The sequence below is a fragment of the Streptomyces colwelliae genome (assembly GCF_048158785.1).
Taxonomy (GTDB): domain Bacteria; phylum Actinomycetota; class Actinomycetes; order Streptomycetales; family Streptomycetaceae; genus Streptomyces.
On sequence record NZ_JBLTJC010000052.1, the window covers coordinates 1 to 23,957 of the forward strand.

The following is a 23,957-nucleotide window of genomic DNA, read 5'->3' on the forward strand; positions in this document are numbered from 1 at the left end:
AGACGGGTAAGGGGCTGCTGCGCAGCCCCCCAGAGCAACGCCCCCGCTTCGCGGGGGCGTTGAACCGATCCGCGTTGCGGATCGGGCCCGGCTTCGCCGGGCTAGCTTTTCCTCCGCTTCGCTTCGAAAAAGTACCCGTCAGCTTCGCTGACTGAGACAGGCAGGTCGCTTCGCTCTCCTGCCTGTTGAGCTTCCGGCTTCGCCTCCAGCTCGGAGCCCCGCTAACGCGGGCCCGGCTGGCTGCCACGCCAGAGCATCGCTTCCTTCGTTGAAAAGTTTCTGCGATTCCGGATTTGGGGCTTGTGCCTTCCTCGATGACCTGCACGCTCCACGGCCCGGAGGGTTGATCTTCAGCCAGTTTGCTGATGCTTATGAGGACAATGTCGAATTCTGCATATTCTCCTGGCGGTGTGCACCGCGAGATGCTGGTGGTTCATAGCAGTTGGGGGGACGCATGAGCAGTGGGACGGCTGGTTCGGTGGCGCTTCTGTTCGGTGAGGCTGAGGGACGTATTCGCGTCTCTGCCCTGACGCCGCACCGGGACCGACAACGCATGCGTGCCATTCGGAGTACCGGCCACGGCCGAACAGTGGTCGTTCCACCAGCCGCCGCACCCACTCCGCGTTCGTCAGATCACCCCGCCCCACACCAAGACCAACGAGACAGCGACCCGACAGCCACACGACCCACCAGACAGAACCTAGCCCCTCCTCGGGCTCAACGGGTTCCCCCGCAACACCAGCCCAGCGATCACGCCGCCCGGACGCCGCACCCCCGCTGAATAGCTACGGGCCGAACGCCCTCTGGGATAAGCATCGTTGGATCGCTACCTTTGCGTCCGGTTCTGTTCCCACACAGGTCTTCGACGAAAGCCGACCCAAACAAAGGATGTGTATGTCCGGCATAGCCAAATCAACGTCGCACGATCCCCAAGAGATTGTCCGTCAGGTACGGGCGGGCACGCTCAGCCGGCGGGGACTGCTCAAGATGTTCGGCGTGTCCGCGGCGTCTGCCGGGCTGATGGCAGCCGGGCAGACGCGCAGTTCCGCACGCGGCAACCTCTACGACTACGTCATCGTGGGAGCAGGCTCAGCAGGCTGTACGCTGGCCGCCCGCTTACTGGCGGATTCACAAGCGAGTGTGCTGCTGATCGAGGCGGGCGGGTCCAATGACCTACCGGAAGTGCGGGATTTCACGAAAGCGGGCACGCTGACCGCCCCGGGTTCCCCCCTCAACTGGCCGCTCCAGTCGGAGCCGCAGCCCGCCCTGATGAACAGACCTCAGTCATTCGTGTGCGGCAAACTCGCGGGCGGCAGCAGTTCAATCAACGGGATGGTATGGGTCCTCGGCAATCCGGCCGACTACGACAATTGGGCCAAGCAAGGAGCTGAGGGCTGGGACTACGCGAATGTGCGCCCATCGCTCGACGCGTTGACCGGACCGATCCTCCCGTCGGACGAGCTGACGCGGCGTAACGCCCTTTCACGCGCCACTCTGTCAGCCGCCGTCGACCTCGGCTACCCGTACAACCCCGACTACAACGGCGCCAGCCAGTTCGGTGTCGGCTATACCCGGCTCAACGTGCTCAACGGCATCCGTCAGGACGCGTTCACCACGTTCCTCGCTCCGCATCTCACCGATCCTCGACTGACAGTCGTGACGGACGCTCACGTCACACGATTGACGTTCGACAGCCAGAACGTCATCGACCGCGTCGTCATCGAGTCGGGCGAGGGCCAGTACACCGTCAAGGCCGAGCAAGAAGTCATCGTCAGCACGGGTTCGGTGCACACCGCTCAGCTGCTTCAGCTGTCCGGCATCGGCGCGGCGGGTGACCTGGAGCCGCACGGCATCGACGTCGTGACCGACCTGCCCGGTGTAGGTGCGAACCTGCACGATCACCTGATCTCCGTCGTTTCGAGAGGGCTCAGGGTTCCCGAGCCGGAGTCCCACATCACCGCCATGGACGTCAACATCTTCACCGGCAGCGGCCGGGTGCCGGGGGCGCCCCGGTTCGAGTTCCAGACCTACTACTCGCGCGTCGGTTACGCGCCGGCTCCGGACGAGTCCATGTCGATCGGCGTGATGAACTTGCACCCGACCAGCCGTGGTTACGTCAAGTTGCGCTCAGCCGACCCATACACCCCACCCGTGATCCAGCCGAACTTCCTCCAGACGCAGGAGGACCTTGAGAACTCCCTCGAAGGCTTCGAACTCTCCCTGGAGCTGATGGGCGCAGAGGGACTCCGTGAGTGGGTAAAGGACGAGAACGCCGTGCCTGACACACCTATCACGACCAGAGAGGAAAGAATCGCCGCGCTGCGCGCCTTCTCCCAGTCCGACTTCCACGCGGTGGGCACGTGCCGCATGGGCATCGACGCACTCGCCGTCGTCGATCCCCAGTTGCGCGTGCGGGGAGTCGGCGGACTGCGTCTGGCCAGCGCCGCGATTATGCCGAGCATCACCTCGGGCAACACCAACGCCCCGTCCATGATGATCGGCGACCGTTGCGGAAGGCTCATACTGGGCCGCGGGTGACGTGGATGTAGCAGGCTGGCGTCAGCCGCAGGACGTGCCGTCTCTCTGGCCCAAGCCGCATAGCCCGTGGCTTGGGCCGGGGTAGTTGACGTTGTGTTTACTGCTGTCTCGTAGGCGATGAGGCTGCGTTGTCCGAGGCGGGAGTGACGGCGTCGGGTGTTGTAGCGGTTGAGCCAGCCGAATGCGTCGAGGCGGGCGTCGCGTTCACTGGACCAGGTCTTGCGGCCCTGGAACGTCTCGCGTTTGAACGTCGCGTTGAAGGACTCGGCGAGTGCGTTGTCCGCGCTGGAGCCGATCGCGCTCATGGACTGGCGAACGCCGGCCTGGCGGCAGGCGTCGGCGAAGGCCCGGCTGGTGTACTGGGCTCCGTAGTCGGTGTGCAGGACCCCTCCGGCAAGGCTGCCGCGCGTCCGTTCAGCGGCGGCCAAGGCGTCAGTGACGAGACCGGTGCGCATGTGGTCCGCGATCGCCCATCCGGCAAGGCGGCGTGAGGCGAGGTCGATGACGGTTCCCAAATACGGGAACTTCCCGCCCTCCAGCAGGAGATAGGTGATGTCGCCGACGTACTTCGTGTTCGGCTCGCTTGCGGTGAAGTCGCGGCCGATCAGGTCCGGGGCCTTCGCCGCAGCCAAGTCCGTGATCGTGGTGCGGTGCGGTGCGGTGCCTGCGACGCAGCCGCACTCCGGCCAGGCCGATGCTACGCATCACCCGCGCGATGCGCTTGTGGTTGATTCGCTCGCCGTCGTCGCGGAGTTCGGCGGTGATCCTGGGGACGCCGTAGGTACCGCCTGATCCGTGGTGCAGGGCCCGTATCCGGGCGGCGAGGCGGGCGTCTGCCGCCTGCCGGGCGGCCCGGTCCGCGGCCGTCCGGCGCCAGAAGTGGAAGCTGGAACGGGCGATGCCCAGGACGGTGCACAGCCGCTTCGCGCCGTAGCGGCGCTGGTGATCGGCAACGAACTGGAAGCGGTTCACCAGCACATCTCCCCGGCGAAATCCTTCGCCGCCCTGCGCAGGGTCACACGTTCTGCCTCCGGCTCGCGGACCTTCTTGTTCAGAGCTGCGTTCTCCGACTCCAGCGGTGTCGGCGGCTCTGTCGCCACCTCCGCCCGGCGTCCCCGCGGTCGGCTCGCGCCCGCTGCCAGCACCCAGTTCCGCAAGGTCTCGGGGGCGATGCTCAGATCGGCAGCGACCTGCCGGATCGTCGCCTCGGGCCGCGACTGGTACAGCGCGACCGCGACCGCCTTGAACCAGGGCTTCGGCGTCATGGCGTGGCGTCCGGTTCGTGATCATCCGAGGCCGAGGAGTCCGAGGGGACGCCGAGGGTCGCGGGAGTTACGGCGGAGGCCGGCCGCGATGTTCTTCGCTCCGGCCATGCGAAGGGCTCCGACGGCGAGATTGCGCCAGGTGGCCATCGCTCGGGGCGCGTTGCCGATCCGCACCAGACCCAACACGCCCGCTTCCTGGTGGAGGACAAGCAGGCGCACTACATCGCGCTGATCAAAGCCAACCACCTCACGCTGCACCGGATGCTGAAGGCCCTGCCCTGGCGTGAGCTCCCCCTGCTGGACAAGACCCAGGCCACCGCCCACGGCCGGGACGAGATCCGGCGTATGAAGACTGCGACCATTGACAGCCTGCCCTTCCCCTACGCTGTCCAGGCTCTGCAGATCGTGCGCCGCCGCGTCGTAGCCACCGGCAAGGTCACCTTGGAACGCCTCTACGCCATCACCGGCCTGGCCGCCGAGCAGGCCGACCCCGCCGAAATCGCCCACCGCGTCCGGGAGTACCGGGGCATCGAAATCAAGCTCCACCACGTCCGAGACGTCACCTACGGCGAGGGCGCCTCCCACATGCGCACCGGAACCGCACCCCGGGTCATGGCCGCCCTGCGAAACCTGGCCATCGGCGCACTCCGGCTCACCGGCCACACCAACATCGCCGCCGCCCTCCGCCACCGCGCCCGCGACATCACCCGGCCACTCACCGCCCTGGGCATCACATGATCACCGGACTCTCCGCCAGAACGGCGCAGCTCTGTCGGCTAACGTGAACGGGTGAATCAGGTCTGGGCATCGTCGATCGGTGTCGTACTCGGCGGACGCATTTCCTACCTGGCCCAGCTCACCACCACACGCCAGGCCGCCCGCACCGAGGACAAGCGCCAGGCCGTCCAGCTGGCCGAGGCCCGCCGCGCCGAACGGCTTCAGGTGCTCCAGGAGTTCATCCAGCTCACGCAGCAAGGCACACGCCTCGCCGAGGAACGCTACGAGGCACCCGAGTGGTCCTCCGGCCGCACACCCGAGTGGCTCGCCGCCGAACGGGCCCTCATCGAGAGCCTCTGGGTCTGCGAGCGGATGATCCTGGTCCTCATCGGCCCGCAGCTCTACCAGCTCGCCTAGGACTACGCGAGCGCGGTGAACCATGTCCTGTGGGAGGACCTCGGCCGGCCCGAAGCCGCGTGGGACCACCTGCGCGGACCCATGAACACCTTCCTCAACGCGGCCCACGAGAAGCTGGGCTGACCGGCCCAGAAGCCTGTCTGCCTGCGTCCATCCCATCCTGGGCACTCAACCGTCAGCAGCACGAGCTACCCGATCCCTCATCGAACCGAACGCTCTACGAGAACGACGGAGCCCTGGGGCTTCGGCGCCGTCGCACGATCACGAACCGGGCATCCCGCGACTACGCCGAAGCCCTGCGCCTTGAACTGCGGCGGATAGCTCTTCATGACCACGAGTCGTCCGTTCTCAGATCCTCAGGATCCAGTGTCTCGTGTGTCCAAGATCAAGGGTCAAGGCCCCTCCCCGCACCATGGCAACGAGCCTCGGAGCCGGCAGCGACGGCTGTTTCCCGGCAAGCCCTGACTACCCGGCCCTGGATCAAGGACCGGCACCGAATTACGCGGAACACAGGACAGGAGAGGAAACAGCCGCACGCCGAAAGCGAGCGGGAGCTACGGAACTACGGGTCCCATCCGACCGACCGGTCCGAGCAGGCACAGGTCAGGTGCTCAACTCGGTGAGCAGGACGACGCCCGAGTCCTCCAACTCGTACAAGACGCGTGGGCCTACGCGATGGCGCCTGACCAGGCCGGCTGACGCAAGGATGGAAAGGTGTTGCGACACGGTGCTGGGCGCCAGGCCGATGGAGTTGGCCAGCCCGGTCGTGGTGGTCGGTGACAGCAAGGCGCGCAGGACTGTTGCACGGCCGTGTCCGAGCAGGGTGGTCAGCCGGTCTCTTGGGCGTACTTCACCAACCGGTTTCACGGAATCGCCGGTGTGCCCGCTGAGTACCGCGGCGCCCTGTGCCTGGTAGGAGAAGGCGACCGTGCCGTCATGGGTGGAGAAGACACGTGTGCCGTGGGCGAAGAGTACGGACACGATGATCAAGCGGCCATCCGTCATCGTCCAGTCCAGATCGGCTTGGTGAGGAACCCTCAACTCGGGGGATTCCCACCGGATCCGGCCCCCGAGGTCCCGGAGCATTCTGTCGGTCCCCTCCGTCACGAGGGTGCGGCCACGAACCAGGATCTCTTCCTCCAGGACGCCCCGCATAGCAGGCCAGTAGGGGGCGATCGCAATGGTCCAATAGTCACCGACGAGCTGAGCCAACCTGTCGTGGCCAGCCTCTCGCAGAGCTTTCAATTCGTCGTCGATGACGGGTGTTGACTCTCTCGGGATCGGCGTCAGCACGTGTGACGTAATTGTCTGCTGATCCCGTACCACCGCGGCCAGTTCTTGACGTAAGGCAGGTGAAACCCGAGGCAGTGCTGTCCGTCCCCATTTTGTGTACGGGTAGGGAATCTCACTACGGTACCTGAGGGTCAAGGCCAGGCTGGAGAAGGCCTCCCACAGGGGACTCACCGCTATACGCACCCGCCCGAGGGTCAACTCATCGAGGCGTAAGCGAATCATGCGGCTGTTGGTGCAGCATCGAGCGGGGGCGGGATCTGACCGAACATGCACTGACCGAGACGAAGGGAATTACCATTCAGCTGCCCAGCCGGGCCATAACTCTCGTCCACCATTGATGACGGCTCCCCGCTCGAACAGTATGTATGGAATGGATTGCGTCGAGGCTGTAAATCCGCGACCGGAATCAACGCGTCAGACGGATATCTTCAAGGACAATTCCTGGCACAACATGAGAACCTCGTTGATCCATCGCGCCGGGTCGTCGGGGTCGTAGCTGCGCATCGTCTCCAGATCCCAGTACCTGTCGAACGAGAGCGCCGCTGGGTTGGCTTCCTTGAACCTGCGTGCTCGCCACTTGGGGATGTTGCTTCCGTACTCCCCCTGCTCTTCCAGCAAGGCGTCGACAGCGTGCCCGAGCGCGAACCGGGCCGAAATCACCGCACTGTTCACATCGCCGTTCTCCAGCTGCCCGAGAGCATCCTCGACAGCCATGTTCGCCGCACCGAGCGAGCGCGTGACCACGATGGAACGGAATGCCGAGGCGTCGATTTCAGAGCGACGCCGCATTACCCAGTCCTCACCGAGCAACGGGACGCAGGTCGATATCCTCTCCAGGAACACTTCTTCTCGCTGCGCGAGAGTGTCGCCGCTCGTGGCCCGTACCTGGTCGTACTCATCCCATGAGACCTTGGCGAGCATCTGGTCGACCTGGGTGTCCAGCCAGTAGGCGAGGTCCCATCCGCGACCCTCGGTGTAGAAGGTGTGCCACCCGACCTCGGCCGGCTGGAGGGGAACTCCGACCCCGATGCTTTCGAGAACCGGCCACGGCTCCCTGCTGATCACGTAGATGTCGTAGTCGCTCCTCTCGTTGCTCCACCCACGAGCCGACGACCCGACAATGAATGCCGCTTCGCACCTCTCCGGGATCAAGTTCCGAGCCCGCAAGGTGGAGACCATCCGGTCCAGAGCCATCTGCATAAGTAATCTCCATCATCAGTAGCGGCTAAGATGTTTGTCGCAAGCGACGAGAATAACGGAGCCTGCATACAACTCCCCACCGATTCGCCCCGGGCCGAATCTTCCGGTTTCACCGAACGCACCGCTTCCCGGAAGTCGGCGGTGATCTCGGAAAGGGAAAGATTCGTAGGGCGGGCGTCGGTGCCAAATCCGAGGGCCCGCGCGGCGCGGGCCAGGACATCAGTCGGCCGATGCGGCCCGGGACCAGGCTTCGAGGTCCGGTCCGCCCAGTGTCTTGGAGAACTCCGGCTCGTCATGCACGGTGAAGTCGGCGCCCAGGGCGGCGAGATCCCAGTCGTCCACCTGGACCTTCGTGGCCTCCAGGTCCCGCCGGAGCGCACGCCAGTCGATGCGCGCGCCCTGGGCCATGCTCTCCATCTGGTCGAGCAGACGTGTCCACGGGCCGAGGGCGGAGGGTCCGCCGGGCGCACAGGAGCGCACCTGCCGCGTCACGCGGGTCAGTGCCGAGGAACTGCACAGGTCTCGTCCGGCTCCGCCGTGCCGCCACAGCGCTTGAGCGAGTTCCTCCTCGCCCTGTGGTCCGGACTCGTCCGCGGCCAGTCTGGCCAGTACGCTCCGGCGCTCCAGCGCATCGGACAGCACACCGAGCTCACGTATCAGATCGGCCGGCTCGTCGGCAGCGTGCACATAACTCAGCACCCTGTTGTGCTGCCCGAGTGCGCCGCGCAGCGTGCCGGGGGCGCGGCTCAGCGGGTCCGCCGAGCCCTTCAGTCCGGCCAGGCGCACCGTTGCCGGAAGTGTGTCCTCGGCGTCATGGCGCAGTAGCAGAAGCAGGGAGGGGCCTGCGGTCAGGAAGCACTCATTGACGGCCAAGCGGTCGAGGGTGGCGGTGGTGAGCTGGTAGCGCCACATCTCGCGCCACCGGTGCCCGCCGAGGAACACCTCTTTGGCCAGGACCACGCGGAACCCGTGGTCCTGCAGAAATGTGGAGGTGGGACGGAGCTTTCCCGCCACCAGCCCATCCGGTTTGAGCAGGAGCAGCGCGCTTCGCCGCATCCCCGGCACGAAGTCCGCACCGAAGATCTCAACGGCGTCGCCGAGCGCCTCCCGAAAGTAGGTCTCGCGGTCATAACAGCGTTCCTTTGCCGGGTCGCGGGTCAGGTGCGGCCAGTACTTTGCTGCGATGTCGTCCTCCAGCGTAGGTGTCAGGACAGTGACGAACTGGATTCCGCGGACCGTCGCCTTCAGGAACTTCTTCATCCCGTCCGGGTGTTGGGCGGCGAAGCTCTCGGAGACGCCGAGCCCGGAGGAGACCGGCGGAGGCTGACCGCCCTTGCTTCCGACAAGTTATGTACTCATTCGTCGAGGACGAATATTTCCTGCAAGACCTCGGAGAGGGACTTGACCACCGCGTCGATGTCTGCCTCATTGATCGTGCCCATGGTGGCCAGGAAAAAGCGGCCGCCGGAGACGGAGTCCAGATTCGAGTAGAGAGTGAAGCCCCGGTCACGCATGGACTGGACGACTTTCGGAAAGTCCGCTCCTACGGGCAGACGTACCGTGGTGATGACGTTGCCGGCACAGCCCTGCGGCAGTTCCACTATTTCGAGGCCCGCCTCGGTCAGTCGGCGCCGCATGTGCGCTGCCGCGGCGGCATACCGTTCGATGCGCGGACCGACGCCTTCGTGCAGCCAGCGCTCGACCGCGCGATCGAGGGCGAAAAGCACCTGAACAGGCATGGTGTAGGGGAATTCGCCCTGCTGTCCTCGTCGCCATTGCTCGTGCAGGTCGAGGTAGAAGGTGCGGGCCCTGCCCTCAAGAGCGGGTAATTCGTCGGTGCGGGCCAGGACGATGCCGACTCCAGGAACCGATTCGAGGCACTTATTGGGGTTCAGCGAACAGAAGGCGATGTTGTCCGCCACCAGGTCGAACTCGTGGCCGCCGATCCCACTGACACTGTCGACCACCAGCAGTCTGTTCCGCTCGGCGACCACCTCGCCGATCTCGCGAAGCGGCACCAACATGCCGGTAGTGGTCTCGTGGTGGACCACCACCACGTGCGTGAGGGAGGGGTCGGCGTCAAGGACGGCTGCCACTTCGGCGGCTGACACCGGGGTGAAGGGGTCGACCGTCAGACGGGTGACCGGGACACGATACCGTTCGGCGATCAGGGCCAGCCGTTCCGCGTAGCGGCCGTTGACCACCACGAGCAGCCGGCCCTCCAACGAGCTGATGATGGCCTCAGAAGCGGCGGTGCCTGAGCCTGCGAACAACACGCAGGAGTGTGTGCCGGTGCCTCCGGTGGCGGCCAGCACCCCCTCCCGGATACGCCTTCCGGCCTCGGCGACCTCAAGGTCCCGGTGGCTGAAGTCGCCGGTCAGCAGCGCTTCACGTACGTCCGCCGAGGTGTTGGTCGGGCCAGGGTTGAAGAGTAAGCGAGTCACAGCAGCCTTCCGGATACGGGTGTCGCGGGGAGGAGCCGGCCAAGGACTACCGGGCCGCCTTGAGGGTCATACCGACGGGGTGAGCCCGCGTCGGTCCGGCGGCGCCGTCCATGTTCCGCCGGTAGTCGCTGAGTTGGGCGACGCCGATCAGGGGGAGGTCGAACTCGTCGGCGAAGGCGCGCAGATCGGGCAGGCACTTCAAGGTTCCGTCGTCGTTCATCAGCTCACACAGCACGCCCGCCGGACGGCACCCGGCAAGAAGCGCCGGGCCGAGAGTCGCCTCCGTGTGCCCGCTCCGGCGCCGCACACCGAGTAGGGGCACCGCATGCCCGAGGCGGGACAGGTCGGAGGCCACGGTCCCGGGGTCGGCCGGTAGGCGGATGGTAGGGGCGCGGTCCGCGGCCGAGATGCCAGTGGAGACACCTCGGCGGGCGTCCACCGTCACTGTGCAGTCAGTGCCTCGCGGATCCTGGTTCTCCTGGTACCTGGGCAGGAGTTCGAGTCGTTCGCACGCGGTCGTCGGCAGCGGATCACAGATATCTTCGACGGTGTGGCACGCCATGGAGGCGGGGATCAGGCCGCCTTCGCTCTCCCACTGCTCGGTGTTCACCACGACGACCGGCCTCCCCGCAGCCATCGCGGCGATGGCCTCATGGATCGTGTCGAGTTGTGCCTTTGAAGGCCCTCTCCGAGGGGCGATCCGTCCCTCGGAGAGGAGTGAGGACACAGCGTGCAGCCACCCACGCCCCCGTCAGAGGCCGCACGGGGTCGATGGCGCACGAATATGATCCTCACACACAAACTCCCATTTGAGCTTTCACCGCCGGCTCGGAATTTCACCGACCCCACCTGTGTGTGATTACAGACAGCTCTGCCTCAGCTTGCCACAGGGTTCTGCGACATGGCCACGAGGTTTCGAGAGAGCCAACCTCGAAATTTCGTGATGGTCTGCCAGTTTCTCTGACGAATCATTTCCAGGTGTCTGGCCAGTTGTGAGCGTTGGGTGACCCGACTGTCGCGTCCGATGAGCGTCGGGTTCCACGGTTCCGGTGCGGGTGACGCTGCTTGCAGGGACGGGAATTCACTGCTCAGCCGGGGTCCGGTGGGATTTGGTGGATCACCGTGGCGATCGCGTCGGTCCAGGGCGAGGGAGACCATCTCCAGCCAGATCTTCGCCACCAACCCCCAGGGCAGCCAACTCGCCCGGTGGCAAACCGCGATCTTCGACATGCCACCACCCATGCACGGGCTCATTGGAATCGTGAACACCCCGCCAAAGATGTGACGTTCCGGAAGAATGCCCGGCAATTGCGGACCGGCAGGTGCCATGGGCCATGGCCTCCCTGCGGAACCCGCCCACTGGCGCGCTCCGCGTGGCCGGGTGGGACGACAACGCCCGAGGGCCTGCGCCATCACGGGTGGGAAATCACCCGGCCGCCGGCCGCCCTCGGACACACGTGGCCATTCCACGCCGATCGCAAGAGCAACGCAGCCCGAACACCCCGAGACTGCCAATATGGTGTAAGTCAGCAATAACCATGCCGAAACGATTCAATGATGAACGCTCGCCGAATCCTTGACTGACGGGGCGTTATCAGCCTACGGTCGATCGTCAAGTTTCTGACCGTCAGGGGTCTTCTTGTATCCATTCCGCAGCAAAGCGGTGCCCGTAACCAGGCTTTCGAAGACTGCTAGTCAGCAATGCCGAACCTCAGGTAACTTCTTCAGCGACGGAAGTGGACAATTCCCCTCCACGGCTTACGGCGAGAATCAAAACCCGCCGTGTCCCTTGTTCGCCGATGCGCGGAACTGATGGCGTACCACCTATGGCTCCAGGCCTGTCAGCCCTGCCCCGCCTGCGGCGAACTGCACCGGACAAACCCGCCCGTAAAGTCTCGCCCACGCCATGAACGCCTGGACCAGGTTGGGGCGGGTTGCCAGTGGTGTGCTGCCCTCCACAAGCCATCGGCACGGCTCCTCCACATCCGTCCCGATCATCTTCCTGCGTGAGCTCACCGTCGCCTCAGACAGCCGAGCGAACGCAGCTCTCTGCATGTTTTGCCGCGATTTCACGGTGCCCGAAAAACAGAACGCAGCCCTTCGATACTGCTAGCGAATAAAGAGGTTGACGCTCCGTCGGAGCCGTCCATACGTTGGGATGCCTGAGCAGAATCAGGCCTTCTCGTGAGGAGTTCTCTCTATGCGCCATCCGAAATCACGGATACTCAGGAAAGCATTAAGCTCAGCCGCCCCTGTCACGGTCGTCGGAGCGAACAGCGGTCTCACCGCAGTCCTCGCGGAGAACGCGGGATTCGAGGCGGTCTGGGTGTCGAGCTTCGAAGTCTCCGCCGCCCGCGCTCTTCCCGACACGAGCCTCCTCAGCATGACCGACTACCTGCAGACTGCGGTGCAGGTGGACCGGGCGACCAGCCTGCCGGTCGTCGCAGACTGCGACACCGGATTCGGCAACGCCCTCAACGTGGCACACATGGTCAGGGAGTACGAGGCCTCGGGCATCGCCGCGGTGTGCATTGAGGACAAGGTCTTCCCCAAGATCAACAGCTTTGCCCCCGGTGCCCAACGGCTGGTCGACGCCGATGAGTTCGCCCGCCGGATCGCCGTCGGCAAGGACGTCCAGAGCGATCCCGATTTCCTCCTGATCGCCCGCACCGAGGCCTACATCGCGGGTTACGGCACGGATGAGGTGCTCCGCCGGGCCGAGATGTACGCCGACGCGGGTGCGGATGCCGTACTGATCCACTCGAAGTCCGACGGCCCCGAGCAGATCACCGACTTCATGCAGCGATGGACGCGGCCCTGTCCCGTCGTGGTGGTCCCCACCACCTACTACCACTGGACCGTGGACGAGGCCCGGCAGGCGGGCGTCTCCATGGTCATCTACGCCAACCACGGGCTGCGCGCAAGCATTGCCGCCGTACGCGAGATCTACGGCAGCATCCGCGACACCGGATCCTCGGCGAAGGTCGAGCAGGAGATCGCCTCCGTGTCGGAGGTCTTCGCCCTCCAGCAGCTCGACTCATGGCTCGCGATGGAGTCCAAGTGATGTGCGCACGGCAGTCCACGGCACCGGGAGGAACACATGGATCGTGACGACAGTTACAACGAAGAGCTGGAAGCCAGGACCCGCCAGGTGTTCGACGCCCATCACCGGGAACAGGTCGAAAATCCCGACACATACCGCCGTCTGGTGTCTCTGTTATCCGATGAGTACTTCCAGCTGCCTCCGGACTGGTTCAAGGGCAAGCAAGTCCTCGATGCCGGCTGTGGTTCCAACGCCAACGCGTCCTGGGCCTTCCTCGAACTGGGCGCGGCTCACGTCCACTCGGTGGACCTGGGATCCGATTGGATGGACGTGGCCGACGCCGCGCTCGCCGAGTTCGGCGACCGCTCCTCCCTCGGGTCCGAAAACGTCCTGGGCCTCTCGCTCAAGGACGACACCTACGACTTCGTCCACTGCGCCGGGGTCCTCCACCACACCGCCGATCCGCGCCGGGGACACAGCGAACTGGTCCGGGTGACCAAGCCGGGCGGCTACACCTTCGTCTCCGTGATGGCCAACGGCAAGGGACTGCTCTACCAGTTCTTCAACCTCATGCGCGACCGGTACAAGCAGGACGAGGAGTTCCGGGCCGCCATCGACAATCTGAGCATGGAGGGCGTCAACGCCTCCATGGACTGGCTGCTGACGGAGAAGAACAAGCACGAACCCATCGAACCGGGGGCCGAACCGGTACTGCGGGGCCTCATCGACGCCGACCTGCTCCTGACCATCAAGGACCGGGTGCAGGCGCCCACTTACCATGACTTCGACTTCACCGAGGAACAGATTGCACAGTGGTTCACCGACGCCGGATGTGAACAGGTCGAACGCATCACCCGCTACACCTACGGCTTCAGCAATCTGCGCAGGTTCCTGGCACCGATGTACCTGCACTACGACCACCCGCTCGCGCGGTTCTGGTTCGGGGACGGCTACGTCCAGATGATCGGACGCAAGCCGTGAGCGCCCGCCAGAACGTGGCCGAGGTGGCCGGCGGAGTGATCGTCAGCCCGCTGGGCGAGGTCGCCGTCGTCAATCAGAGCGGCACCTCCTGGTCCCTGCCCAAGGGACACCTCGAACAAGGCGAGTCCCACCTGGACGCAGCACGCCGTGAGGTATACGAGGAGACAGGACTGACCTCGTTGTCCCTGCACGAGGAGCTGGGGACTTACGAACGCGGCTCCATCGACTCCGCAGGCGGAATCGACGAGACCCGCCGCAAGACCATCCGCCTGTACCTGTTCACCGCGCCCGCGGCCTCCCTTGCCCCGCGCGACCCGGACAACCCTGAGGCGCGCTGGGCGACACCCGCCGAAGCCGTGGCCCTGCTCAGCCACCCGGCCGACCAGGCAGCCCTCACCCGTGCCCTGCCGCAGGTGGACGCCCTGGCCGCGGCGCAGCGTGCGGCCTCGGACACCGAGGTCCGGAAGCGGCTGACGGCCCTCCTGCCCTCGATCCCCGAGGAGGAGATCGCCGGCTTCCTCTCGATGGCCGACGCCCCGCACGAGGAGCTGGTGGCCAGGGCAGTGCGCAGCCTGGACAAGCCCTACGGCGAGAACCACATCCTCGTCGACTCCGGTCAGTGGGGCGTGTCCTTCGCCCGGCTGCTGCCCGGCCGTTCCTCCAGCTACCACTTCCATCACATCCGGAAGGAGTTCTTCCGGGTGCGGACCGGCACGCTCACGCTGCGGCAGGAAGACGGCAGCTCGTTGCTGCACCCGCTCGACTGCGGTACGTCGACGCCGGGCATCGCGCACTCCATCGGCAACGACGGGCAGCAGCCGGTGGAACTCGTGGAGATCTTCTCCCCGGCCCTGCTCGACGACAAGGAACGGGTGAGCGACCGTTACGGCCGTCCCCTGGGGCAGGTGGCCTTCGGTGAGTGAACCCCTGCGCGTTCCGCTGACGCCCGCGGAACGGGCCGAGCTGACGGAACACTGCCGTTGGATCAGGGAGTGGATCCTGCGCTCCATCCACAACAACCAGACCGGCCACGGCGGCACCAGTCTGTCCATGGTGGAAATGCTCGCGCTGCTCTACTTCCGGCACCTACGTCACGAACCCCGGGCCCCGCACGATCCGGGCCGGGACCGTTTCGTGCTCAGCAAAGGACACGGCGCTCCGGCGTTGTACGCCACCCTGTCGCGCGCCGGATACCTCCCGCCCCAGGAACTGATGACACTGCGCCGTCTCGACAGCCGACTGCACGGCCACCCGCACGCCGCCGCCCTGCCCGGGGTGGACGCCTCCACCGGCTCGCTGGGCCAGGGCATCTCGCTCGGTGTCGGCCTCGCGCTCGCCTGGCAGTACCAGGCACAGGACAACCGGGTGTTCTGCATGGTGGGCGACGGCGAGCTTCAGGAGGGACAGAACTGGGAGGCCGCGATGGCGGCGGCCAAGTGGGGCCTGGACCGGCTGGTCGTCCTGGTGGACCGCAACCGCCTTCAGGGCGACGGGGACACCGAGGACATCATGCCGCTCGGCGATCTGGCCGGCAAATGGCGCTCCTTCGGCTGGCACGTGCTGGAGACCGACGGCCATGACCTCGATGCCGTGGACACGGCCCTGCGCGCGGCACTGGCGGAGCGAGGGCGTCCCACCGTGCTGATCGCCAACACAGTCAAGGGGAAGGGCGTTTCCTACATGGAGGGCGTCATGCACTGGCACCATCACCCCGTCAGCGACGAGGAACTCGCTCTCGCCCTGGCCGACATCGGCGCGGCGGCCTCCCAGTGAAGCGGCCCACCAGAGACGCCTACGGACACGCCCTCATCAAGCTCGCCGAGGGCGACGAGCGGATCGTCGTCCTCGACTCGGACCTGTCCCGGTCCACCCGCACCGACTGGTTCCAGGAGAAGTTCCCCAATCGGCACTTCAACGCGGGCATAGCCGAGGCCAATATGATCGGCATGGCCGCGGGCATGGCCTTGGCGGGCCTCGTGCCGTTCACCACCACGTACGCGATCTTCATCGGCAGGGCCTTCGACCAGATCCGGCAGTCGGTGAGTTACGCGGACGCCGGGGTGAAGATCGTCGCCACCCACGGCGGCCTGTCAGCAAGCCATGACGGCGGCTCGCACCAGGGGGTCGAAGACCTCGCCCTGATGACCGCGCTGCCCGGCCTCACCGTCCTGTCACCCGGTGACTACCACCAGGCCTATCAGGCACTTCTGACCATGGCTGAGACTCCGGGACCTATGTATCTGCGACTGAGCAAGTTCGCCACGGAGGTCGTGACGGCCCCGGACGAGCCGTTCCGCATCGGCCCGGCCCAGGTGCTGACCCACAGCGGTGAGGAGTGCGACGTTGCGCTGATGGTCACCGGAGTGCTGCTGCCGGAAGCCCTGGCCGCGGCGGAGCAGGTCGCCCGGCACGGGATTCGGGCCTGCGTGATCAACGTTTCCACCCTCAAGCCCCTGGACCACCGAACCATTACCGAGGTAGCCGGCCGGTGCCGGACGGTGGTGACCGTCGAGGAACACAGCGTGCACGGCGGCCTGTTCGCCGCTGTCACGGCTGCCCTGGCCGGCACGCCCGCGCATCCCCCCGTACACGCTGTCGCCATGCCGGACAGCTACGGACGCACCGGCGAGTGGCGTGAGCTGCTGGACGAGTACGGCATGAGCGCCGAGCGCATCACCGCTCGGATCCGGGCTGTGGTCAGCGGACCGGCCGAGAAGAGCTGAGGAGCCATGGACATCCTGCGACGACTGAACGACGAGGCTCGGCGCACCACCACGGCCGAGGAATGCGTACTCGCCCACGGTGAGCGCCGGATCGAACTCGCCTGCTCCGCAGCCGGACTGGTCGACCGGCTGGCCTCGGCCCTCGACCCGTTCCTCCCCCGTGTCACGCGCGAGGCCGACGCCGACGTACGGGTGGAGGCGCTTGCCACCGATGTGGGCGATGAGGTGCGGGCGGAACTCGGCGCCGGCACCGAACTCGTGATCGACGCCAGCCTGTACCCGACCAATACCCGTGGGCGGCGGATCGACCTTGCCGACGGCCGGCACGCCGTTCTGATCGACAAGACGGCGACGGTCTGCCTCGTCAGCCCCCGCGAACGTCTCGTGCGGGTCTATCAGCCGGACGAGGGCTTGCTGCGGCTGGACTCCGACCGGCTGATCAAAGGGCTGGCCACCAGCCTCGCCGAGGCGGACGAGGAACTCGTCGTGCACGCCAGCGCGGTGGTCACACCCAGCGGGCAGGCGGTGCTCTTCCCCGGCGACTCCCGTAACGGCAAAACGACGATCCTGCTGCACACCCTCGCCCGGTTCGATGTGGCGATGCTCTCCTGCGACACCAGCTTCCTCCGCTGGGACGGCGACCAGCTGTGGGCGACCGGGTGGCCGTCCAACTTCAGCCTCTCCACCGGCACCCTGCATGATTTCGACTTCCTGCACGCGCTGATGACACCCCAGCAGCGGGAGCTGACGTACACCCAGGCCTGGGGCATCTACCCCAAGGAAGTGCTCGATACCCGGGAGGTGATCGCTCGGGCCGGGGCCTCGGTGGTGACCCGGGCGCCGGTGAGCTCGGTGGTCTTCCTGAACTTCGCGCCGGAAGAGCCCACCGGCATCAGACCACTGTCCGATCCCAAGAAGGTGCGGTCCTGGATCGAGCAGGTGTGTCTGGGCTCCCGTGATCCGCTGTACCCCAACTGGCACGGCTACCAGCAGGTGTCCGAGGAGCAGGTGGAGCGCAGCGTGGAACGCTTTTCGCAGTTGATCGCGGACCGGTTACCGGTGCATCAGCTGGACTGGGCCCCGGGCCCCGACCAACTCCTGCGCCACGTGGAGCAGCTCGACGCTGCCTCAAGCAACCGCACAGCCGGGGCGGGACGGTGAGCGGTGCGCGGCCCGCGCCGGGCGTGGGGGCGAAGATCGGCGCCGTCGTCCTCGCGGCCGGTCTGGGCAGCCGTCTCCGGCCATACACCGAGGCCGACCCCAAGTGTCTGATGGAGGTCGGCGGCCGGAGCATCGCCCTGCGCGCCAGGAACGCGCTTGCCCGCGTCGACGCGGCACCCGTGGTCTTTGTCGTCGGGTACCGGGCAGCGCAGGTGCGTGCGGAACTCGGCAGCAGCGGGGCGGAGTTCGCCGTCAACGAGGATTTCGCGGCGACCGGCACCGCCTGGTCCGCCGCCATGGGGCTGCGACAGCTCGCCGAGTCGACGGACGTGGACCGCGTCCTCCTGATTGAGGGGGACGTGCTCTTCGACGACCGCCTCCTGGACACCTTGCTCGGCACCACGGAACCGGATGCCACGCTGGTCGAACCGTGGCGGCCCGAGATCGACGGATCCACCGTGACCACCAGCCCCGGCCAGATGGTGCGGTCCTGGACCCACACCTCCGAACGGGGCGAGGACTTCGACCCGGCCAACTGCTGGAAGCTGGTCAACCTTCACCTGCTGTCCCGGGAGACCGCCTTCGGGGAACTGCTTCCCGCCGCCGCCGAACCGGCACACCGGCAGCGGTCGCTGGAGTACGTGCTCGGCAGGACCCGCTCCGCACACGGCGGCGTCCGGGCGGTACCCACCGACGGGCTGCGCTGGGTCGAGGTGGACGATGCCAAGGACCTTGAACGGGCCCGCGAGATGTTCGGCGGGCCCTGATGTGCGGCATCGTCGGACTGGTCGACACAACGGGACAGCCGCTCGCGCGGGAAGAGCGGCTGTCCCGCCTGCTGCCCTCGCTGGCGCACCGTGGCCCTGACGGCCGCGGAGAACTGCGCCATGGCCCCGTCTGGCTGGGGCACACCCGGCTTGCTGTGCTCGACCCAAGCGACACCGCTGCCCAGCCGATGGAGTACTGCGACGGTGACCTGGCCCTCGCCTACAACGGCGAGATCGTCAACTACCGGTCCCTCCGCGGGCAACTGACCAGGCTGGGGCACCGTTTCAGGACCACCTCCGACACCGAGGTGCTGCTCGCCGCGTATCACCAGTGGGGTCTCGACTGCCTGTCGCGGCTTGCCGGCATGTTCGCCTTCGCCCTGCACGACCGGCGCACCGGTGAGGTGGTACTGGTGCGGGACAGGCTGGGCGTGAAACCGCTGTACTACGGATCGGCCGACGGGCGGGTCGCCTTCTGTTCGCAGCCGGCCGGAGTGCTCGACTGCCTGCCGGCCCTGGGCCGGCGCCTCAACCCGGTAGCCCTGTCCTCCTTCCTGGCCTTTCGGCAGCCGCTCACCGAGGACACCTATTTCCAGGGCGTGCGGTCCCTGCCGCCGGGTCACTGGCTTCGGGTCCGCAAAGGACGCTGCGAGCTGAGACCGTGGTGGCGTCTTGGTCAGCAGCCGGCTGAGGACCTCTCCGGTCCGCTGGAGGACCTGGTGGGATCGGTGGTGCGGGAGACCTCGGTCAGTGACGTACCGCTGGCCGTGCTGCTGTCCGGCGGACTGGACTCCTCGGTGATCGCGCTGGAACTGTCGCAGGGCACCGAGGCCGAACTGCTCACCGTGACCGCCTCCGTGCCGGGCGCCGGATACGACGAGGTGGAAGATGCACGGGCCACCGCCCACGCCCTCGGTGCACGGCATCTGACCGTACCGGTGAGTGCGCGGGACTACCTCGCCGAAGCCGCGGAGCTGACCCGGCTGAAGGGCCAACCCCTCGGCATGCACAACGAAGTGGCGCTCTATCTGCTGGCCAAGGCCGTCAAACAGCACGCCACCGTGGTGATGTCCGGCGAGGGAGCCGACGAGCTTTTCGGCGGCTACGGACGCATCTTCCGGTTACCGTTCGACACCCGCCGCCTGAGCGTGGCACGGCGGTTGCCGGCGCCGCTGCGACGTCGGCTGCTGCACGCGGCCGGTCTGAGTGAGCGGGAAATGGGCCTGGACACCCTCGACCTCTTCCTCGACCGGTACAGCTACTGGCCGGCCGAGGAACGCTTGCCGCTGTACAGCGACGGCATGCGGGCTGCTGTAGACGAGGACAAGGCGGTGACAGCCGCCGTGGAGCGGTCCTTCGCCGAGGTGGCCGACGAACCCCTCTCGCGACGGCTGACCCACTTCTTCACCACGATGCACCTGCGCGGCCTGCTGGAGGTCATGGACACCTCCTTCATGGCCGCCGGGGTCGAGGTCCGGGTGCCCTTCACCGATCACCGGATCGTCGGTGCCGCCATGGCCCTCGCAGAACGCGACCGGCTGCGCTGGCGCGGCCCGCTTGCCTGGGCCCATGCGCTCGGCGAGCCCGTCGCCCGTTTCAGCGAGCGCCGGGACATCACCAAGTACGCCTTGCGCCAGGCCTATCGGCACCGCCTTCCGCCTGGTGTCGCGACGCGGCGCAAGCTGCCTTTCCCGGTGCCGCTCAGCCGGTGGCTGCTGGACGACCGCCGGGCCGAGGTGGACGGGCTGCTGTTCGGTCCGGACGCCCGCTTGTCGGCCGTCTTCGACCGGGACCGGCTCCGCGGCTGGGCGGACTCGCTGAACGGCGATTCCGCAGACGCCTACGGGCGGCGGCTGTGGCTGCTGGTGGGCGCGGAACTCTGGCTCAGGCAGAACTTCCCGGACGGGGTCACCTGGTGATCAGGTCAGTGCCCGCACCAGCCGGTCCAGACCCTCGACCACGTCCTCGTCGGATGTGGCGTAACTCAGGCGCAGATGCGAGGGAGCACCGAAGGCGGTGCCGGGAACGGTGGCCACCCGGTGCTCGCGCAGCAGCCGGGCGGCGAAGTCCTGGTCGTCGATCGGCCTGCCGCCGCGCTCGGCACGAATGAACGCGTAGAAGGCGCCCTGGGGTTCAGCAAGCGTGATACCCCGCACGTCCGTGAGCCGGTCGAGCACCAGTCGGCGGCGGCGCTCGTAGCCGGCCCGCATCTCCTCGGCGCGATCCCGGGACCGGGTCAGCGCGGTGGCGGCCGCGAACTGGGCCACGGCCGTGGGGTGGGAGCTGGAGTGGGACTGGATCGCCGTCGCTGCCGAAACGAGGCAGTCGGGGCCGATGAGCCAGCCGATCCGCCAGCCGGTCATGGCGAAGGTCTTGCTCACGCCGTGCACCACGGCGCACTGGTCCGCCACCGCCGGAACCACGGTGGCGATGGAGACCGGTTTACGGCCGTCGTACACCAACTCGCCGTAGACCTCGTCGCTGATCACCCAGATCCCGTGGTCGAGAGCCCACTGGCCGATGTCCGCCAGTTCCTGCGCGGTGTAGGCGACACCGGTCGGGTTGCCGGGGGAGATCAGGACGAGTGCCTTGGTTCGCGAGGTGCGAGCAGCCTCCAACCGCCCGACATCGATTTTGAAAGCCTCCTCCACCATGCTCGGCACCGGCACCGGCACTCCGCCGACCAGCCGGATCATCGCCGGGTAACTCACCCAGCACGGGCCGGGGACGAGAACCTCGTCGCCCGGGTCGACCAGGGCCAGTAAGGCGTTGAAGGCAGCCTGCTTTGCTCCGCAGGTCACCACGAGACCATCGGTGGAAACCGCGTGTCCGTAGCAGTCGGCCCGGTACTCAGCCACGGCCTCGCACAGTTCCGGCAGGCCGCGGCTCGGTGCATAGCGGTGGAGTCTCGGGTCCCGCGCCGCTGCCGCGGCGGCCTCGACGACCTCCGGAGGACTGGGGTGATCGGGCTCTCCCGCACCAAGGTTGATGACCCGCTCCCCCGAGCGGGCGAGTTCCCGGGCGGCCTGCCGCACGGCGGCCGTAGCGGACACCGGGACCGTGGACGTCCGGTGGGCGAGCCGGGGAAGTGACATGGGAGCACCTCACGGTTGGTTCCAGGGTTAGGGATGTGTTGGGCAGGCTTCGGAAGAGTGAGGGGCAGTTCCGTCGGAGGACGGGGCGTCCCGTCCGTACCTGCCGTCGTGTGTCTTTGGATCGCTGCGCGGCGTCCGAGGTAATGAGCCCGTACGAGATGAACGGATTCGCGTTTCACCCCGCCGGACCTGTCATTTGACATACGCCGTATCGAAATCCGCAGACTCTTCCGCCGAGTCGAGTATGGCCGCGACAGTCTCATGGCTGGGGAGAATCGAGCACGTCTCGGCGTGCATGTCGCGCTCGCCTTGGACGATGTCCAGGAATCCGTCCAACTGAGCTGCCAGGGGTTCACGGTAATCGGAGCACTCGGTCCGGGATAGCACTTCAGGACCGGAGCCCAGGTCATGTTCGAAGAGGAAGGGGCGAGAAATCGACCCTGCGTAGACTGTGACCGACGGAGTCAAAAGATCTGCAATGACCGTCCTGTCGCGTTCCGTTATGGCCAGTCTTCGAGCCTTGCGTGACGCTATTCGACTGGCCGACAACGAAGCGGCCCGGGCATCCGAGAATTCGAGCTCGACGGCCACCGTTTCCTCCCCGATTCTACCCTCGCCAGCTAAGCAGGTCGTCGCGGCATATTGGATTTTTGGAATCTCTTCGCCGAAGACGCGAAGGGCGATGTCCACATCATGCACCAGCAGGTCCCATGAGACACCTGCATGCATACGAGGGGAATAAGTGGAAATTCGCTGTGCGTACACAGCGTCCGGCGCCTCTACATGTGCCACAGCCTCGATCACTGCGGGATTGAACCTCTCAATGAACCCGCACATCAACGGGATGCCGCCGCGCAACGCGACGTCGACAATTCTTCTGCTGTCACCGAGATCGGCACACAGAGGTTTTTCAACAAACAGAGGAATACCCTCCGAAAGGGCATCCAAGGATATCTGCCGGTGCTGGTCGGTGGAGGACGCGACGACAACAGCATCGATACGGGAAAAGCTTTCGACTTCTGGTGCCCAGACCGCACCGTAACGCCTCGCCAAACCGCGTCCGCGGTCCTCATCGGGATCCACCACCGCTACCAGCTCACAGCGCCGGCTTTCGGCAATGACCCTTCCATGGTGGCTACCCATGGCCCCAGCGCCGACGAGCAGAAGTCGGAGACGACTCGTCACGTTCATGCGAGAGCCTCTCGGGTCTGCTCGATGATGCAGTCCAGGTCCGCGTCCGTGAGGCGAGGATGCACCGGAAGAGAGAGGACCTCTGACGCGATCTTCGATGCAACAGGTACATCGGCCGCCACCACCCTGGGATGATCCCGGTAGCACTCATAGTCGAAGACCGGCCGAGGATAGTGAACACCGGTGCCCACCCCCCGACGTGCCAACCTCTCCGCCAATTCGTCGCGCGTGCACGAGGCATCCCCAGCCACCCGAACCGTGTACTGATGCCATACGTGGGTGCTTCCCTCCGTGACCCTGGGAAGGATGAGTCCGGCTATGCCTTCGAGCCCCCGCGAGAGCCTGTCCGCGTTGCGCTTCCGCCGCTCATTGAACTCCTGAAGCCGGCCGATCTGCGAGACCCCCACAGCCGCATGCATATCCGAAAGACGATAATTTCCGCCGACACAGACATAATCGTACCGTTGACGCATTCCCTGATTCCGGAGCAAACGTATCCGCTCAGCTAATTCACCACTGGCGGTGGCGATGACGCCGCCCTCCCCCGCTGTCACGTTCTTGGTGGCGTAGAGGGAGAAACACCCGACTCCGAAACTCCCGGCCGCACGGCCGCAGTGGGTGGCACCGATTGCTTGGGCAGCATCTTCGACGATCGTCAGTCCGTGTTGCACAGATAGCTTTTCCATCGCCGCCAGGTCTGCCATCTGCCCGTAGAGGCTCACGGGCAGCAACACCCTCGTCCGTTCACTCAGCTGTTCTTCGATCAGTCCTGCGTCGATATTGAAATCAGCAGATCGGATGTCGGCAAACCGCGCGGTGGCCCCGCTCGCAAGGATGGCATTGAGGGTGGCGGAAAACGTGAACGGTGACGTGATGACCTCGTCTCCGGCACCCAGTTCCAGAGCTTGCAAACTGAGAGCCAGGGCGGTTGAACCGTTATTGACTGCTACCGCGTGCTCAACACCCACAATCTCCGCTACGGCCTGCTCCAGCCGTTCCACCATGGGGCCCTGGGTGATTTGCCCGGACCGCAGGACTTCCAAGACGAGAGGTTCCGCATCCTGCACATCAACAGACACAAGCGATATCAATGTGACTCCCTGACGTGAACGGAGCAAACTG

Annotated in this window: 21 protein-coding genes and 1 pseudogene; 11 read left to right on the plus strand and 11 right to left on the minus strand. The window is 66.1% G+C overall.

All coding sequences use genetic code 11. The features are described 5' to 3' along the window. The first annotated feature begins 894 nt into the window (after positions 1 to 894). Positions 895 to 2,538 carry a GMC family oxidoreductase gene (locus ACNFOC_RS13715; protein ID WP_416959391.1) on the plus strand — a complete coding sequence of 548 codons (1,644 nt, stop codon included), beginning with the start codon at positions 895 to 897 and terminating at the stop codon, positions 2,536 to 2,538. An 83-nt stretch (positions 2,539 to 2,621) separates the two neighbouring features. Here the strand turns inward: ACNFOC_RS13715 and ACNFOC_RS13720 are convergent. Both ACNFOC_RS13720 and ACNFOC_RS13725 read right to left on the minus strand, forming a co-directional pair. Continuing rightward, a pseudogene (locus ACNFOC_RS13720) lies at positions 2,622 to 3,803 on the minus strand (IS3 family transposase); the annotation flags it as partial. 21 nt (positions 3,804 to 3,824) lie between these two features. Next, positions 3,825 to 3,989 carry a hypothetical protein gene (locus ACNFOC_RS13725; RefSeq protein ID WP_416959392.1) on the minus strand — a complete coding sequence of 55 codons (165 nt, stop codon included), beginning with the start codon at positions 3,987 to 3,989 and terminating at the stop codon, positions 3,825 to 3,827. A gap of 12 nt (positions 3,990 to 4,001) precedes the next feature. On the opposite strand from ACNFOC_RS13725, the gene ACNFOC_RS13730 reads away from it, so the two are divergent. Next, positions 4,002 to 4,541, plus strand: a complete 540-nt coding sequence (locus tag ACNFOC_RS13730) for a hypothetical protein (protein WP_416959393.1) — start codon at positions 4,002 to 4,004, stop codon at positions 4,539 to 4,541. Positions 4,542 to 4,592: 51 nt separating this feature from the next. Then, positions 4,593 to 4,937, plus strand: a complete 345-nt coding sequence (locus tag ACNFOC_RS13735; RefSeq protein WP_416959394.1) for a hypothetical protein — start codon at positions 4,593 to 4,595, stop codon at positions 4,935 to 4,937. A 603-nt stretch (positions 4,938 to 5,540) separates the two neighbouring features. On the opposite strand, the gene ACNFOC_RS13740 is transcribed toward ACNFOC_RS13735, so the two are convergent. From ACNFOC_RS13740 to ACNFOC_RS13765, 6 genes are all read right to left on the minus strand, one after another. Then, the gene (locus ACNFOC_RS13740; RefSeq protein WP_416959395.1) at positions 5,541 to 6,230 is read right to left on the minus strand and encodes an ArsR/SmtB family transcription factor; all 690 of its coding nucleotides are present in this window, start codon (positions 6,228 to 6,230) and stop codon (positions 5,541 to 5,543) included. Between the two features lie 414 nt (positions 6,231 to 6,644). After that, positions 6,645 to 7,430 carry a hypothetical protein gene (locus ACNFOC_RS13745; protein ID WP_416959396.1) on the minus strand — a complete coding sequence of 262 codons (786 nt, stop codon included), beginning with the start codon at positions 7,428 to 7,430 and terminating at the stop codon, positions 6,645 to 6,647. Between the two features lie 219 nt (positions 7,431 to 7,649). Then, entirely contained in the window at positions 7,650 to 8,690 is a 1,041-nt protein-coding gene (locus tag ACNFOC_RS13750) for a nucleoside-diphosphate kinase (RefSeq protein ID WP_416959397.1), read from the minus strand. Between the two features lie 95 nt (positions 8,691 to 8,785). Continuing rightward, positions 8,786 to 9,874 carry an aminotransferase class V-fold PLP-dependent enzyme gene (locus tag ACNFOC_RS13755; protein WP_416959398.1) on the minus strand — a complete coding sequence of 363 codons (1,089 nt, stop codon included), beginning with the start codon at positions 9,872 to 9,874 and terminating at the stop codon, positions 8,786 to 8,788. Positions 9,875 to 9,920: 46 nt separating this feature from the next. After that, the gene (locus ACNFOC_RS13760; protein ID WP_416959399.1) at positions 9,921 to 10,601 is read right to left on the minus strand and encodes a 3,4-dihydroxy-2-butanone-4-phosphate synthase; all 681 of its coding nucleotides are present in this window, start codon (positions 10,599 to 10,601) and stop codon (positions 9,921 to 9,923) included. Positions 10,602 to 10,750: 149 nt separating this feature from the next. After that, positions 10,751 to 11,203: a hypothetical protein gene (locus ACNFOC_RS13765; protein WP_416959400.1), complete on the minus strand. Its 453-nt coding sequence runs from the start codon at positions 11,201 to 11,203 to the stop codon at positions 10,751 to 10,753. Positions 11,204 to 12,074: 871 nt separating this feature from the next. Here ACNFOC_RS13765 and ACNFOC_RS13770 point away from each other — a divergent pair. The 8 genes from ACNFOC_RS13770 to asnB are packed head-to-tail and all read left to right on the plus strand — an operon-like array spanning position 12,075 to position 20,468. Further along, the gene (locus tag ACNFOC_RS13770) at positions 12,075 to 12,938 is read left to right on the plus strand and encodes an isocitrate lyase/phosphoenolpyruvate mutase family protein (RefSeq protein ID WP_416959401.1); all 864 of its coding nucleotides are present in this window, start codon (positions 12,075 to 12,077) and stop codon (positions 12,936 to 12,938) included. A 36-nt stretch (positions 12,939 to 12,974) separates the two neighbouring features. Then, a complete protein-coding gene (locus tag ACNFOC_RS13775; protein WP_416959402.1) occupies positions 12,975 to 13,898 on the plus strand; it encodes a class I SAM-dependent methyltransferase in 924 nt (307 codons plus the stop codon). Further along, positions 13,895 to 14,821: an NUDIX domain-containing protein gene (locus ACNFOC_RS13780; protein ID WP_416959403.1), complete on the plus strand. Its 927-nt coding sequence runs from the start codon at positions 13,895 to 13,897 to the stop codon at positions 14,819 to 14,821. Before ACNFOC_RS13775 ends, ACNFOC_RS13780 begins: the two co-directional genes overlap by 4 nt. Further along, positions 14,814 to 15,671: a transketolase gene (locus ACNFOC_RS13785; RefSeq protein ID WP_416959404.1), complete on the plus strand. Its 858-nt coding sequence runs from the start codon at positions 14,814 to 14,816 to the stop codon at positions 15,669 to 15,671. The genes ACNFOC_RS13780 and ACNFOC_RS13785 overlap by 8 nt, the downstream gene beginning before the upstream one ends. Further along, entirely contained in the window at positions 15,668 to 16,621 is a 954-nt protein-coding gene (locus ACNFOC_RS13790) for a transketolase family protein (RefSeq protein WP_416959405.1), read from the plus strand. Before ACNFOC_RS13785 ends, ACNFOC_RS13790 begins: the two co-directional genes overlap by 4 nt. A 6-nt stretch (positions 16,622 to 16,627) precedes the next feature. Then, a complete protein-coding gene (locus tag ACNFOC_RS13795) occupies positions 16,628 to 17,782 on the plus strand; it encodes a hypothetical protein (RefSeq protein WP_416959406.1) in 1,155 nt (384 codons plus the stop codon). Further along, positions 17,779 to 18,549: a phosphocholine cytidylyltransferase family protein gene (locus tag ACNFOC_RS13800; RefSeq protein ID WP_416959407.1), complete on the plus strand. Its 771-nt coding sequence runs from the start codon at positions 17,779 to 17,781 to the stop codon at positions 18,547 to 18,549. Before ACNFOC_RS13795 ends, ACNFOC_RS13800 begins: the two co-directional genes overlap by 4 nt. Beyond that, positions 18,549 to 20,468, plus strand: a complete 1,920-nt coding sequence (asnB, locus tag ACNFOC_RS13805) for an asparagine synthase (glutamine-hydrolyzing) (RefSeq protein ID WP_416959408.1) — start codon at positions 18,549 to 18,551, stop codon at positions 20,466 to 20,468. Before ACNFOC_RS13800 ends, asnB begins: the two co-directional genes overlap by 1 nt. Here the strand turns inward: asnB and ACNFOC_RS13810 are convergent, their stop codons facing one another. The 3 genes from ACNFOC_RS13810 to ACNFOC_RS13820 all read right to left on the minus strand — a co-directional run bounded on the left by ACNFOC_RS13810 (position 20,469) and on the right by ACNFOC_RS13820 (position 23,914). Beyond that, on the minus strand, positions 20,469 to 21,644 hold the full coding sequence (locus ACNFOC_RS13810) for a pyridoxal phosphate-dependent aminotransferase (RefSeq protein WP_416959409.1): 1,176 nt from the start codon (positions 21,642 to 21,644) through the stop codon (positions 20,469 to 20,471). It abuts the gene before it with no gap. A gap of 192 nt (positions 21,645 to 21,836) precedes the next feature. After that, complete coding sequence (locus ACNFOC_RS13815) at positions 21,837 to 22,835, minus strand: Gfo/Idh/MocA family protein (RefSeq protein WP_416959410.1); 999 nt, start codon at positions 22,833 to 22,835, stop codon at positions 21,837 to 21,839. Next, a complete protein-coding gene (locus tag ACNFOC_RS13820) occupies positions 22,832 to 23,914 on the minus strand; it encodes a DegT/DnrJ/EryC1/StrS family aminotransferase (RefSeq protein WP_416959411.1) in 1,083 nt (360 codons plus the stop codon). Before ACNFOC_RS13820 ends, ACNFOC_RS13815 begins: the two co-directional genes overlap by 4 nt. Positions 23,915 to 23,957 lie beyond the last annotated feature (43 nt).

Bases quoted from the DNA above. Each gene is read 5' to 3' on its own strand.
- ACNFOC_RS13745 (WP_416959396.1), bottom strand. From the start codon at position 7,430: ATGCAGATGGCTCTGGACCGGATGGTCTCCACCTTGCGGGCTCGGAAC.
- ACNFOC_RS13810 (WP_416959409.1), bottom strand. From the start codon at position 21,644: ATGTCACTTCCCCGGCTCGCCCACCGGACGTCCACGGTCCCGGTGTCC.
- ACNFOC_RS13750 (WP_416959397.1), bottom strand. From the start codon at position 8,690: ATGAAGAAGTTCCTGAAGGCGACGGTCCGCGGAATCCAGTTCGTCACT.
- ACNFOC_RS13815 (WP_416959410.1), bottom strand. From the start codon at position 22,835: ATGAACGTGACGAGTCGTCTCCGACTTCTGCTCGTCGGCGCTGGGGCC.
- ACNFOC_RS13795 (WP_416959406.1), top strand. From the start codon at position 16,628: ATGGACATCCTGCGACGACTGAACGACGAGGCTCGGCGCACCACCACG.
- ACNFOC_RS13770 (WP_416959401.1), top strand. From the start codon at position 12,075: ATGCGCCATCCGAAATCACGGATACTCAGGAAAGCATTAAGCTCAGCC.
- asnB (WP_416959408.1), top strand. From the start codon at position 18,549: ATGTGCGGCATCGTCGGACTGGTCGACACAACGGGACAGCCGCTCGCG.
- ACNFOC_RS13775 (WP_416959402.1), top strand. From the start codon at position 12,975: ATGGATCGTGACGACAGTTACAACGAAGAGCTGGAAGCCAGGACCCGC.
- ACNFOC_RS13765 (WP_416959400.1), bottom strand. From the start codon at position 11,203: ATGGCACCTGCCGGTCCGCAATTGCCGGGCATTCTTCCGGAACGTCAC.
- ACNFOC_RS13715 (WP_416959391.1), top strand. From the start codon at position 895: ATGTCCGGCATAGCCAAATCAACGTCGCACGATCCCCAAGAGATTGTC.